8 protein-coding genes are annotated in these 13970 nt (G+C 61.4%); all 8 read right to left on the bottom strand.

Annotated features, from left to right (window positions below; translation table 11 throughout):
- Positions 1-2 precede the first annotated feature (2 nt).
- The 8 genes from LPU83_RS56145 to LPU83_RS56110 all read right to left on the bottom strand — a co-directional run bounded on the left by LPU83_RS56145 (position 3) and on the right by LPU83_RS56110 (position 13965).
- Complete coding sequence (locus LPU83_RS56145) at positions 3-1634, bottom strand: alpha-D-glucose phosphate-specific phosphoglucomutase (protein ID WP_024315878.1); 1632 nt, start codon at positions 1632-1634, stop codon at positions 3-5.
- Between the two features lie 6 nt (positions 1635-1640).
- On the bottom strand, positions 1641-3083 hold the full coding sequence (glgA, locus tag LPU83_RS56140; protein WP_024315879.1) for a glycogen synthase GlgA: 1443 nt from the start codon (positions 3081-3083) through the stop codon (positions 1641-1643).
- A gap of 3 nt (positions 3084-3086) precedes the next feature.
- On the bottom strand, positions 3087-4349 hold the full coding sequence (gene glgC / locus LPU83_RS56135; protein WP_024315880.1) for a glucose-1-phosphate adenylyltransferase: 1263 nt from the start codon (positions 4347-4349) through the stop codon (positions 3087-3089).
- Between the two features lie 20 nt (positions 4350-4369).
- Positions 4370-6577, bottom strand: coding sequence for a 1,4-alpha-glucan branching protein GlgB (gene glgB / locus LPU83_RS56130; protein WP_024315881.1), 2208 nt, complete (start codon positions 6575-6577; stop codon positions 4370-4372).
- The gene (locus tag LPU83_RS56125) at positions 6574-9036 is read right to left on the bottom strand and encodes a glycogen/starch/alpha-glucan phosphorylase (RefSeq protein ID WP_024315882.1); all 2463 of its coding nucleotides are present in this window, start codon (positions 9034-9036) and stop codon (positions 6574-6576) included. The genes glgB and LPU83_RS56125 overlap by 4 nt, the downstream gene beginning before the upstream one ends.
- Before the next feature lie 268 nt (positions 9037-9304).
- On the bottom strand, positions 9305-10492 hold the full coding sequence (locus LPU83_RS56120; RefSeq protein ID WP_024315883.1) for a vWA domain-containing protein: 1188 nt from the start codon (positions 10490-10492) through the stop codon (positions 9305-9307).
- Between the two features lie 171 nt (positions 10493-10663).
- Positions 10664-11542 carry a transglutaminase family protein gene (locus LPU83_RS56115; protein ID WP_029710137.1) on the bottom strand — a complete coding sequence of 293 codons (879 nt, stop codon included), beginning with the start codon at positions 11540-11542 and terminating at the stop codon, positions 10664-10666.
- Positions 11543-11547: 5 nt separating this feature from the next.
- Entirely contained in the window at positions 11548-13965 is a 2418-nt protein-coding gene (locus LPU83_RS56110; RefSeq protein WP_037070056.1) for a circularly permuted type 2 ATP-grasp protein, read from the bottom strand.
- Positions 13966-13970 lie beyond the last annotated feature (5 nt).

The following is a 13970-nucleotide window of genomic DNA, read 5'->3' as shown; positions in this document are numbered from 1 at the left end:
GGTCAGGTAATCACGGAGGGAGCGTCGCGGCCCGTGCGGCTGCGAATATCGGCGATCGTCTCGGCGGCAACGATAAGATCGGCGAGCGCCTGCTGCGTCTCGATGTTGTGACGGCTCGAATCCGGCTCGTACCGCTCGACGTAGACGCGCAGAGTTGCCCCCGATGTTCCCGTACCAGAGAGACGGAAGACCACGCGCGAGCCGCCTTCGAACAGGATACGAATGCCTTGATGCTCGCTGACCGACTTGTCGACCGGGTCGTGATAGGCAAAGTCGTCGGCCTTCTCGACCTTCAGCGGGCCGAAGCTCTTGCCCGGTAGCGAACCAAGCTGGCTGCGCAGGTTTGCCATCAGGCCATTTGCTGCGTCGGTGTCCACGCCTTCGTAGTCGTGGCGCGAATAGTAGTTGCGGCCATAGGTCTGCCAGTGCTGGGTGACGATGTCCTGAACGCTTTCGCCGCGGACGGCCAGAATGTTTAGCCAGAGCAGAACCGCCCATAGGCCGTCCTTCTCGCGCACGTGGTTGGAGCCGGTACCGGCGCTTTCCTCGCCGCAGATCGTCGCCATCCCGGCATCGAGCAGGTTGCCGAAGAACTTCCAGCCGGTCGGCGTCTCGTACATGCCGATGCCACGGCGCTCGGCGACGCGGTCAGCCGCACCTGATGTCGGCATGGAGCGGGCGATGCCGGCGAGACCGCCCGAATACCCGGGCGCGAGATTGGCGTTGGCCGCCAGGATCGCAAGGCTATCGGACGGCGTCACGAAGATGCCGCGGCCGATGATGAGGTTGCGGTCGCCGTCGCCATCGGATGCTGCGCCGAAATCGGGCGCATCGTCGCCCATCATCTCGTCGTAGAGTTCCTTGCAGTGAACCGGGTTCGGGTCGGGATGGTGGCCACCGAAATCGGGCAACGGCATGAAATTGCGAACCGAGCCGGACGGGGCGCCAAGGCGGTTTTCGAAGATTTCCTTGGCATAAGGGCCGGTGACCGCGCTCATCGCATCGAAGGCGATGCGGAAGCCAAGGCTGATGAGGTTGCGGATGGCGCCGAAATCGAAGAGCTCTTCCATCAGAGCCGTATAGTCTTCGACCGAATCGAGCACCGAGAGAATCATGCCGCCGGGCAATTCGTCCTTGCCGATGCGGTCGAGGTTCACATCAGGGAAATCGGCGATCTTGTAGGTGTCGATCACCTTCGTGCGCGCATAGATCGCGTCGGTGATTTTCTCCGGCGCCGGCCCGCCGTTGTTGATATTGTACTTGATGCCGAAATCTTCGGTCGGACCGCCGGGATTGTGGCTGGCCGACAGAATGATGCCGCCGAAGGCCTTGTATTTGCGGATAATGTGGGAGGCTGCCGGGGTCGACAGGATGCCGCCCTTGCCGACGATCACCTTGCCGAAGCCATTGGCGGCGGCCATCTTGATCGCCTTCTGGATGACTTCCCGGTTGTAGTAGCGTCCGTCGCCGCCGATGACGAGGCACTTGCCCTGGAACCCTTCCAGCGAATCGAAGATCGACTGGATGAAGTTCTCGGCATAGTTCGGCTGCTGGAATACGGGGACCTTCTTTCGCAGGCCCGACGTGCCCGGCTTCTGATCCTGATAGGGCGTAGTGGATACGGATTTTATCATTTTCTCTCACTTGCCTTTGGGGGCGAGGCTTGAATAGAGGGCAGCGTAGCGCTCGGCGCTCTTTTCCCACGAGACATCCGATTTCATGCCCTGCTTTTGCAATTGGGTCCAGACTTTTTGATCGGCGTAAAGAAGTAGCGCTCGGCGGATGGCTTGCAACAGACCCGATGCCGTCACAGGCGAGAATTGTATCCCGGTTGCCACTTTCGCTGCAAGAGCGGCATGATTGGCGTCGATGACGGTGTCGTTCAACCCGCCGGTGCGGGCGACGATCGGCACGCATCCGTAGCGCAGGCCGTAAAGCTGCGTCAGGCCGCAGGGCTCGAAGCGCGAGGGGATGATGATGGCGTCGGAGCCGGCCTGCATGAGGTGCGACATCGGCTCGTTGTAGCCGATGGAGACGCCGATCCGCCCGGGGTGGCGGGCGGCGGCGGCGAGCAGCGAACCTTCGAGCGCCGCGTCTCCCGAACCAAGAATGGCAAGCTTGCCGCCCATGTCGACGATCTGATCGGCGGTGGCGGCGATGACGTCCATGCCCTTCTGCCAGGTGAGGCGGCTGATGATTGAGAAGATCGGCGCGTTGTCGTTGTGAAGCCCGAAGAACTCGGCGATCGAGGTGCGGTTTTCGACGCGGCTCTTCAGCGTGGTGCCGTTGTAATGCGTGTGGACAACGGGATCGGTCGACGGATTCCAGACGTCGGTATCGATGCCATTGACGATGCCGTGGAGCGAATCGATTCGGCTTGTGATGACGCCCTGGAGGCCCATGCCGAACTCGGGGGTCAGGATTTCGCCGGCATAGGAAGGGCTAACGGTGGTGATGGCGTGGGCGGTCTGCAGGCCACCCTTCAGAAAGCCGACATTGCCGTAATATTCGATGCTTTCCGTTGCGAAGGCATGCGGCGGCAAGCGAAGGCCGGGGAAGACATCGGCGCCGAACTGGCCCTGGAAAGCGATGTTGTGGATTGTCAACACGCTCGGCAATTCCGGCGTTGGGTAGTAGCGCATGTAGACCGAGGTCATCGCCGACTGCCAATCATGCGTATGCACGAGGTCGGGCCGCCAGCCCGGCATCAATCCTGCGGCAATCTCGGCGCCGGCCAGAGACAATGCTGCAAAGCGACGCCAGTTGTCGGGATAGTCCCTGCCGGTTGCATCGAGATAGGGACCGCCCGCGCGGTCGTAGTAGGCGGGTGCATCGAGCACGAGGATATCAATCCCCTCGTGCTCCACTTCCAGGACCGTCGCAGGCTCGCCGAGCAGATCATCGAACTGAAGCCGGGCGACGGGCTTGCGGATCGCCTTCATGACGGCTGGATAGCCGGGCATGAGGGTCTTGGTTTCGACGCCGAAACGCTTGAGGGCGATCGGCAGGGCACCCGCCACGTCGGCAAGGCCCCCTGTCTTGACGAGCGGGAAGACCTCGGACGAAACCGAAAGAACTTTCATTTGTCAAAGATCCAGCTTGTCGATCATCGGCTGCGTGATGAGGCAAATTCCGCTCTCGGTGCGCCGGAACCGCTTGGCATCGAGTTCCGGGTCCTCGCCGACGACAAGGCCTTCCGGGATGACGACGCCGTGATCGATCACGACGTCCCTGAGCTGTGCGTGCCGGCCGACCTTCACGCTCGGCAGGACGACCGCTCCCTCCAGCTTGGAATAGGAGTTGGCGCGCACACCGGTGAACAGAAGGCTCCTGTTGAGCGTCGCGCCCGATATGATGCAGTCGCCCGCCACGACGGACGAGGTCGCCGAGCCACGGCGGTCCTCGTCGTCATGGACGAATTTTGCCGGCGGCGAGATTTCTGCGTAGGTCCAGATCGGCCAGGACTTGTCGTAGATATCCAGTTCCGGAACGATCGCGGTGAGGTCGATGTTGGCCTGCCAATAGGCATCGATCGTCCCAACGTCGCGCCAATAGGGCTCGTGCTCGAAATCGGAGCGGACGCAGGATTGCGCGAAGCGGTGAGCGACGGCCTTACCGTTCTTGACGATGTAGGGGATGATGTCCTTGCCGAAGTCCTTGCTGGAGTTCGGGTCGGCGGCGTCGCGGCGCAACGCATCGATCAGGAACTTCGTGTGGAACACGTAAATGCCCATGGAGGCCAGTGCAAAATCCAGCTTGTCGGGAATGCCCGGCGGGTCGGCAGGCTTCTCGATGAAGTCGATTATCCTATCGTTCTGGTCGACATGCATGACGCCGAAACCGACGGCCTCCATGCGCGGCACTTCCAGGCAGCCGATCGTGACGTCGGCGCCGGAATCGACATGCTGCTGCAGCATGTATTCGTAGTCCATCTTGTAGACATGGTCGCCGGCAAGGATGACCATGTATTCGACGCCATAATCCTCGATGATGTCGATGTTCTGGTAGACGGCGTCGGCCGTGCCTTCATACCACTGCGTCTCGGAGACGCGCTGGGAGGCCGGCAGAATGTCGAAACTCTCGTTTCGCTCGGGGCGGAAGAAGTTCCAGCCGCGCTGCATGTGGCGGATCAGTGAGTGCGCCTTGTACTGGGTGGCGACGCCGATGCGGCGGATGCCCGAGTTCAGGGCATTCGACAACGCGAAGTCGATGATGCGGGTCTTGCCGCCGAAGTAGACCGCCGGCTTGGCGCGGCGATCGGTGAGCTCCTTGAGGCGGCTTCCCCGACCGCCTGCGAGAACATAGGCCATTGCGTCGCGGGCAAGTGGCTGAACACGTTTTTCTACCATTTTTATCCTCCCACCAGTCTTCAGTTCTCAGGTTCAAGCATGATCGTCGCCAGAGGCGGCAAGGTGATCGATGCGGCGATGTTGCCGCCGGCATTGACGGCCTGAACGCGACCGCCATTGCCCTTGCCGCTGCCGCCGTAGATGTCGGCATCGGTATTCAGAATCTCGCGCCACCGCCCCTCGATCGGTAGGCGCACTGTGTAGTTCTCGCGATAAACCGGTGTCAGATTGCAGATCACGGCAACCGGCTTTTCGCCCGGCGCCTTGCGTAGCCAGGCGAAGACGGAATTCTCGTGGTCGTCGGCGATCAGCCATTCGAAGCCGTCGCCCTCGCAATCGCGGGCATGCAGCGCCGGCTTGCTGCGGTAGGTGAAGTTGAGGTCGCGCACCAGCCGACGCATGCCCTCGTGCATCCGATACTGCAGCAGGTTCCAGTCGAGCGATGTCGCCTCGTTCCACTCGCTCCACTGTGCAAATTCCTGACCCATGAACAGCAGCTTCTTGCCCGGATAGCCCCACATGAAGGCGTAGTAGGCACGCAGGTTGGCGAACTTTTGCCAATCGTCGCCAGGCATCTTGGCGATCAGCGAGCCCTTTCCATGCACCACCTCATCATGGGAGAGCGGCAGCACGAAGTTCTCCGAATAGGCGTAGAGCAGGCCGAAGGTCAGCTCGTTGTGATGATGTTTGCGGTAGATCGGCTCGCGGCTCATGTAGCTCAGCGTGTCGTGCATGAAGCCCATGTTCCACTTGAAGCCGAAGCCGAGGCCACCTTCGTGAACCGGCTGCGAGACCTTCGGCCAGGACGTCGACTCCTCGGCGATGGTCATCACGCCGGGATGCTCGGCGTAGATGCGCGTGTTCATGTTCTGCAGGAAGCGAACGGCTTCCAGATTCTCGTTGCCGCCGTACTCGTTCGGGATCCATTCGCCGTGCTTGCGGGAATAGTCGAGATAGAGCATCGAGGCGACGGCATCGACGCGCAGGCCGTCGAGATGGAACTTCTCGGCCCAATAGAGCGCGTTGTTGACGAGGTAGGAAATGACTTCGGTGCGACCGAAATTGTAGATCGCGGTGTTCCAATCGGGATGGAAGCCCTTGCGCGGGTCTTCGTGCTCGTAGAGCGCCGTGCCGTCGAACCAGCCGAGACCGTGTTCGTCGGTCGGGAAATGCGCGGGCACCCAATCGAGGATGACGCCAAGGCCGACCTTGTGGCAGCCGTTGACGAAGCGGGCGAAACCCTCAGGCTCGCCGAAGCGGGCGGTGGGGGCATAGAGCCCGGTCGTCTGGTATCCCCAGGACGGATCATAGGGGTGCTCGGTAATCGGCAGGAACTCTATGTGAGTGAAGCCCATGTCGACGCAGTAGGGGATCAGCCGGGATGCCAACTCGTCCCAGGAGAGAAACGTGCTGTCATCACGCCGCTGCCACGAACCGGCATGAACCTCGTAGATTGAAATCGGCTGACGACGCTTGTCGGTCTCACTCCAGTGCTTCAGATGCGCTTCGTCGTCCCAATCCTGCAGCAGTTCGGACGCCGCGACCGAGGCCGTCTTCGGGCGCAACTCGCTGCGACGGGCAAACGGATCGGCCTTCAACGGTAGAAGCACTCCGTCGTGGCCGCGAATTTCGAATTTGTAGGCGACGTCCGTCGGAACATCCGGGGCGAAGATCTCCCAGATACCGGAGCCGGAGCGGAAACGCATCACATGGCGGCGGCCGTCCCAGCCGTTGAAATCACCGACGACGGAGACACGCTGGGCATTTGGTGCCCAGACCGCGAAATGGATGCCCTGTGCGCCCTCGTGCTTGATCCAGTGCGCGCCCATCTTGTCGAAGAGGCGCAGGTGGGAACCCTCGCGCACGTAATAGTCATCCATCGGTCCGAGGACCGGCCCGAAGCTATAGGGGTCGGTCACAGCCCATTCGGCGTCGCCGCGCCGCGCGCGGTAGCGCACCGGCTGCAGCTTCGTCAGCGAAACCTGTCCGGCGAAAAAGCCGTCCGGATGCTGCAGGCTCAATTCCCCAATGACGCTGCCGTCGAGCGCCATTGCTGTTGCCTCTTCGGCACCGGCAATGAAGCAGCGGGCGACATAGGCATCGCCCGATTTGTGAACGCCGAGAACGGCGAAAGGGTTGGAATGCGACCCTGCGAGGATTGCCGCTATCTCGTCTGCCGAAATCTCCCAGGGAAGTCTGACTTCAAGGGTGGCTTTCGGCGTTTTCATCCGGCTCTCCAGATTTCCTTGGCATATTGACGTATCGTGCGGTCGGACGAAAACCAGCCCATCCGCGCCGTGTTGCAGATCGCCTTCGAATTCCAGGTGGATGGATCGGTCCAGAGCTGGTCGACATCGCGCTGGGCCTGGGCGTAGGCATCGAAATCGGCCGCCACCATGAACCAGTCATGGGCATAGATGCCCTCGATCAACGCCGAGTATCGGTTTCGGTCGTCGTGCGAGAAGACGCCGGAACTGATGGCCTGCAGGGCCTGGGACAGTTCGCGAGAGGCTTCGATGATGGCGCGGGGATTGTGGCCGTCGGCACGGGCGGCAGCGACTTCATCGGCGCGCAGGCCGAAGATGATGATGTTGTCCTCACCGACATGATCGCGCATCTCGACATTGGCGCCATCAAGCGTGCCGATTGTCAGCGCGCCGTTGAGGGCAAACTTCATGTTACCGGTACCCGATGCCTCCATCCCGGCCGTCGAGATCTGCTCGGAAAGATCGGCAGCCGGCACCATGACCTCGGCCAGCGAGACGTTGTAGTTCGGTACGAACACGACCTTCAGCAGGCCGCGGACGGCCGGGTCGTTGTTGATCGTGCGGGCGACATCGTTGATCAGTTTGATGATCAGCTTAGCATTGTGATAGCTCGGCGCCGCCTTGCCGGCGAACAGCTTGACGCGCGGTACCCAGTCCAACTCAGGATGCGAGCGGATTTGGTCATAGAGGGCGACGGCCTCGATGACGTTGAGCAGCTGGCGCTTGTATTCGTGGATGCGTTTGATCTGGATATCGAACATAGCCGACGGATCGAGCTTGATGCCCATGCGGCTGGCGACAAGGTTAGATAATGCCACCTTGTTGGCACGCTTCACCGCAGCGAACTTCTCCTGGAAGCTTGCATCGCTCGCGAACTTGTCAAGCGGCTTCAGTTTCTCGGCATCGTCCAGGAAATCGTCGCCGATCGCCTCGCGGATCAGTGAGGTCAGGCCGGGATTGCACTGCTGCAGCCAGCGGCGTGGCGTGATGCCGTTCGTCTTGTTGTTGATGCGGTCGGGATAAAGCTTGTGCAGGTCGGCAAAGACCGTAACCTTCATCAGGTCGGTGTGCAGCGCCGAGACGCCGTTGATCGAATGGGCGCCGACGAAGGCGAGGTTGCCCATGCGCACACGGCGCTCGCCGCTTTCCTCGATCAGCGAAATCGAGCGGATTTCCGTCTCCGAGAAACTCTTGTTCCGGCGCGCCTCAAGCAGCACCTTGGCGTTGATTGCGTAGATGATCTGCATGTGGCGCGGCAGCAGACGCTCGAAAAGCGGGATCGGCCAGGTTTCGAGCGCTTCAGGCAGGAGCGTGTGATTGGTGTAGCCGATCGTGCCACGGGTGATATCCCAGGCCAGGTCGAACTCCATGCCGTGAACATCGCACAGCAGCCGCATGAGCTCGGCGACGGAGACGGCCGGGTGCGTATCATTCAGCTGGATCGCAACCTTGTCGGGCAGCGAGGTGAAGTCGTCATACTGCTGCAGATGACGGCGCAGGATGTCCTGCAGGGATGCGGAGGAGAAGAAGAACTCCTGGCGCAGGCGCAGCTCCTGGCCGGCAGCTGTCGCATCGGCCGGATAGAGGACACGCGTCAGGCTTTCCGCCTTGTTGCTTTCGCGCAGCGCGCCGATGTGATCCCCGGCGTTGAAGGCATCGAGCAGGATCGGGTCGATCGGCTGCGCCGACCAGAGACGCAGCGTGTTGACGCGCTTGCCCCGCCAGCCGACCACAGGCGTGTCGAAGGCTGCGGCAATGACACGTTCGGCCGGTTTCCACACGTAGCGGGGCTCGCCCTCGGGGTTGTTGACGACATCCACCGTGCCGCCGAAGCCGATTTCGTAAGCGCTTTCGCGGCGCTCGAACTCCCAGGGGTTGCCGTGTGCCAGCCAGCTCTCCGGCAGCTCCACCTGCCAGCCGTCGGCAAGCTGCTGGCGGAAGAGGCCGTGCACATAGCGGATGCCGTAGCCATAGGCAGGCACCTCGACGGTCGCCATGCTTTCCATGAAACAGGCGGCGAGACGACCGAGGCCGCCGTTGCCGAGCGCGGCGTCGGGCTCGAGGCCGGCGATGACCGAAACATCGACGCCGAGCGAGGCGAGCGCGTCGCGAACCTGTTCCATGAGGCCGAGGTTCGAGACAGCATCGCGCATCAGGCGTCCAATGAGGAATTCGAGCGAGAGGTAGTAAACGCGCTTGTCGCCGGTCGCATAGACCCTGCGGGTCGATTCCATCCACTTGTCGATGATGCGGTCGCGCAAAACGAGGATCGTCGCAGTCAGCCAGTCATGGGGCTTGGCGACCTTCGCATCCTTGCCGATGCGATAGGTCAGGCGCTCGATGATTTCTTCGGCGAGAATTTCAGGCTTGGAACTGCGGGGGGCGGGGGAAGGGATGGTCGGCTTCGAAACGGTGTTCATCGTCAGTCCTCGCCAATTCTGTTTGGTTTCAGTACGTTATGCCAATTTCAATCGGTTTACCACGCACTAAAGACGCAGTTTATGCATCGTTACAACGCACTTGCAACAAGGGAATTACCCAAACGAGAAAATTGACAGAGCTCGGTATCCGGCCGCGGAAAGAACTTGATTTCAATCGGTTCTCCGATTTTGATAGGCGCGTTTTTGAAACGAAAAGCCGCTCCGGTTGGTTCCGGAGCGGCGTTTTTGATTTGTCTTCGGCGTCGCCTTATTGAGTGACGATGACTTTATCCGAGGATGCTTCAGAGCCAATAGACGTGAATGCACCCAGCAAGTCGGTCATGCTTTCTGCCTGGAAGTAGTAGGAGGCGCCGCTCGCGCAGCTGCGGAGTAGGTTCTGGCCGGCTGTCGGTGCCATGAAGGCGATGCTATAGATCTTTATTCCGGCTGACTTCGCATCAGTGCATGTCTTCAGCGTGTTGGTATCGGAAGAGGAGGCGTTGTTCTCGCCATCCGTCATCAAGACGATGTATTTGGTTAGATTGGGGTTGCCAGCCTGCGCGTGGATTTGTGTTTCGGAGCTGGATCCCGTTGTGATCAGGTCGTCGTAGGCTTTTTTCATCGGAGCGGCGGATTCTGTGCCGCCACCAGCAGACAGGACGTTGATGACATTGCTTCTCGTCTGCGAAGTTCCCCAGGCAAATTTGCTGGATACCTGAACTTTGCTGCTCCAGCCGATCGCGTTCGTCCGTGAATATTTGAAGTTCGGATCGGCCTTGTCGAGCTGGTCCAGAAGCAGGTTTGCGGCTGTCTTCAGGGCATCGATCTTCTTGACGTAGCAGGGGCTGTAGCTGCCGATCTTGCTGCCGCTGGTGTTATAGTGATCGCATTTGTTATTGTTTAGCTTCGTCGTCGTGTCAGCCAGCATCGACCCTGACTCGTCAAGAGCGAGCGTCATAGAAAGAGCGCTCTTAACCTCGCTTGTGCCACTGCTCGTCGAACTCGTGCTCGCGATGTTCACGCTTTTCTTGCCGAACACGTTCATCAACGGGGTCAAACCCATTGCGTAAGCAGCAGTGACCTTAACTTTGTAGCTCTTGCTTGTGGCTGTGGTCGTTGTGGTGACAGAGGCTGTTGTTGAGTTCCTCAGCGAAGTTGAATCGGTACTGCTCAGGTAGTTGACCATTTGGCCCACGACAAAATCTTTCGCCAGGGCTTCGGCTGCTGTACCATCGGCAACCGTACCTTTTGCAAGCGCAGTAGCCGCCGCGAGCGCCGCGGCATCGGACGCCTCCTGGAGCTGTCGCTGCTGGAGTACCATGTTGGAAAAGTCGATTGCCACGCCAGCGGTTCCGATCAGAACCGGGATCACAATGGCCGTCACCATTCCGAAATTGCCATGCCGGTCGTTCCGCAGCCGAGACAGGCTCGACTTCAGCGAATGCAAGGTGCTCATCATGTTCACCTGAGTTAGTGCCCCAATAATGCTTAACTCATGCGCCTCAATTCTTGAGTTCACCTTTATCAAGTCGTTAAGATTCTAACGGAATGTCACTTTCTTGTGCGCAGCCTCGGTGAAAACGCCTTCCCTGAGGGACGTGCTGCGCCAATACGCCTACCGGGTCAATCATCCCAGCGGGATGACATCCACCGCCTGGACGGCGCGTTGGCCGCCGTAGCTTTTCAGTACGCCGATGACTGGTGCGACGTCGGCGTAGTCGCGGCCATAGGCAACGACGATATGGTCCGTGCCGGCCGGGATATTGTTTGTCGGATCGAGTTCGACCCAGCCGATCGTTTCGCCGCACCAGACCCTGACCCAGGCGTGCATGGCGTCGGCACCCTCCAGCCGTTCCTTGCCGGGCGGTGGAATGGTGCGCAGGAAGCCGGAGACATAGCCTGCCGGAATGCCGAGGCTGCGCAGCGCAAGGATCATGACATGGACGAAGTCCTGGCAGACGCCGCTCCTCAACTGGAAGGCTTCGAGCGGGGTGGTGTCCACAGTCGTCGCATCGGCGTCGTAGGTGAAATCCTGATGGATTTTGGCGCAGAGTGCAGTCGCGATCTGCAGCACGGTCAATGACGGTTCGGCGCAGGCTCTCGCATATTCCGAGATCGCGCGCGTTTCCAGCAGGCGGGGACTATTGCCGAGAAAGTGGTGCGGAGCGTCAGGCTTCAGCGACCAGACACCCGCGACCTCGTCCGGAAGCTTCGCCAGCACGGGGGAGAAATCCGCCGCGATCGAATGGCTCTCCACCTGGACGCGGGCCTGCATCCGAATGTCCAGCTTCTCATGCGGCGCTCGCAGCATGAAGGAGGTTGCCGGATGTTCGAAGAAATCGATGAAGTGCGCCTGCTCGTCGGGCGTCGGCAAGACCTTGATCGAGCCGGCAATCAGCCGTTGGCCGTTCGGCAGCGACAATGGCATCAGCCGCATGATGTGGCGCGCGCCGGAGGCCGGCGTGTCGTAGATGTAGCCCATGTGCAGCGAGAGGTCGTAGAGCATGCGCGTCACCCAAGATATGTGCGGGCAAGAAGGTCGGACAGCAGTTCCAGCTCGCGTTCGAGGCGACGATAGTCGTCGACGCTCATCGTCTCCGGCGTCATCACCGCAAGGCCGGAGTGCAGCCGCATCGCTTCGCGGTAGAACGGCGACATCTGGCCGTTGACGAGCGCATTCGGCAGTTGTTCGACCTCACGGTGGATCTCATTCATCTGGAAGAGAATCGAGCGCGGGTTGAGCGGATCGAGCGCCAGAAGATCGGTCACGGTCAGGCGGGCGGTGTTGACGTTGTAGCGACGGCGATGGGTCATCACGCTGTCGCCGATTTCGAGCAGCATGTCGAGCGCGCCGTCCGGGGCGTCCGTACCCGACATGTGGCCGAGCAGACGCGTCATGTGCAGGCCGCGCTCGATATGGCGACCGAGCGAGAGGAAGCGCCAGCCGGTGAAGCGATACATGTTCTCGTGCACCAGACCGGCGAAGCCCGCGAGTTTGCGCAGCAGGATCGTCATGGCATGGCTGGCATCGTCGCCGGGCGAGATCGTGTCGTGGAAGCGGCGCGCGGTCTTGGCGAGATCGGTCAGCGCCAACCAGCCGTCCGGCGAGAAGCGGTCGCGGATGTTGCTGGCGGAATAGACGGCGCTGTCGATGTTGCGCAGCAGTGTGTTTGGCACCGCATCTTCGGTGTCGATGTCGACGGCGGCCAGATAGGCCGTCACGTCGGCCAGCAACGGCTGGCCCGGGTCGGCGGCCTCGGCAAAGCGGGCGTGCCAGGCGCGCAGGATGCGCAGCGCGCCTTCCGCGCGTTCGATGTAGCGGCCAAGCCAGAAGAGGTTGTCGGCCGCGCGGCTCGGCAGGCTGCCCGGCATGTTGCGGGTAAAGCTGCCTTCCGCCGGCAGCAACGTGTGGCGTTCCACCGGCTTGTCGCTGACGATCCATACGTCGGCGGCCGCACCGCCCGATTGCATGGCGATGGCCGAAACGTCATCGCTGCCGCCGATGCGGGCAAAGCCGCCCGGCATGATCTGCCAGCCATTGGCCGTGCGGGCGGCAAAGACGCGCAAGGACATCGGCCGCGGCGTGAGCTTGCCGTCAATCCAGGCCGGCGTCGTCGACAGCGTCACGACTTCTTGGCCGACGAGTTTTGCGCCGTCGGAATCCAGCCAATCGCCGATCGAGTCCTTGGCGGCGGCACGCAAGGTCGAGCCGAGCACGGATTCGCCGCTGTCGTCGAAGAAGGGTGCGCGCGAATAGGCCGGGCCGATCACCATCTTCTCGATGTTCTCAGCCACATGCCCGCGCTCATCCTTCTGACCGCACCACCAGGTCGCGATCGACGGGAGCTTCAGTTCTTCGCCGAACAGCCGGCGACAGATCGTCGGCATGAAGGCAAGCAGCGCGCGTGTTTCGATGATGCCGCTGCCGAGCGCGTTGACGATCGTCACGCTTTCCGCCCGGAGGGCCTCGACGAGGCCGGGCGTGCCGATATGCGAGTTCTGGTTCAGTTCCAGCGGGTCGGCATAGGCTGAATCGAGGCGGCGCCAGAGCACGGTGATCGGCTTCAAGCCGGAAACGGTGCGGACCATGACCTTGCCGTTGACGACGGTCAGGTCCTCGCCTTCGAGCAGCATGAAGCCGAGATAGCGAGCGATATAGGCGTGTTCGTAATAGGTTTCGTTGGCGGGACCTGGCGTCAGCACGGCGATGCGGTCGTCGCCGCTGTGCTTCATGCCTTGCAGCGAATCGCGGAATGCGCCGAAGAAAGAGGCCAGCCGATGCACCGGCGTTTCGGCGTAAATGTCGGAGAAAGCGCGGGTTGTCGCGACGCGGTTTTCGAGCGCAAAACCGGCGCCTGATGGCGCCTGGGTGCGGTCGGCCAGCACCCACCAATTGCCGTCGGGCCCGCGGCCGATCTCGAAAGCGCAAAAATGCAGGTAGTGGCCGCCAGCCGGGGTGACGCCGACGAGCGGACGCTGATACTCCGGATTGGCGGCAATCAGCGCGGGTGGCAGCACGCCTTGCGCGACGAGCCGGTTCTGGCCGTAGATGTCGGCCACGATCGCCTCCAGCAGGTCGGCGCGCTGCACCAGGCCAGCCGCGACCACCTCCCATTCGCGCGCATCGATCAAGACAGGCACATGCGAAAGCGGCCAGGAACGCTCGGCGCTGCCAGTGCTGCCATAGGCGCGATAGAAAACGCCGGCATCGCGCAGATAACGATCGGCGCGGGTGAAGCGCTCGGTCAGATCCTTATCGGGCATGCTGCTGAGATGCGCGAAGAAGCGCTGCCAGACCGGGCGGATCGCGCCGTTGGTGTCGACCATTTCGTCGGCGACGCCAGGCAGGGGAGCATAGCCGAGTACCGCATCGTTGCCGGTGCGCTCCCGTGGCTCTTCCCTCAGTTCTGCCGTCGGTTTTTTGCCCATTTCAC

It is taken from the genome of Rhizobium favelukesii (assembly GCF_000577275.2).
Lineage (GTDB): Bacteria > Pseudomonadota > Alphaproteobacteria > Rhizobiales > Rhizobiaceae > Rhizobium > Rhizobium favelukesii.
Note: the sequence above shows the minus strand (reverse complement) of the source record. Positions and strands in the feature narration are given on the sequence as shown.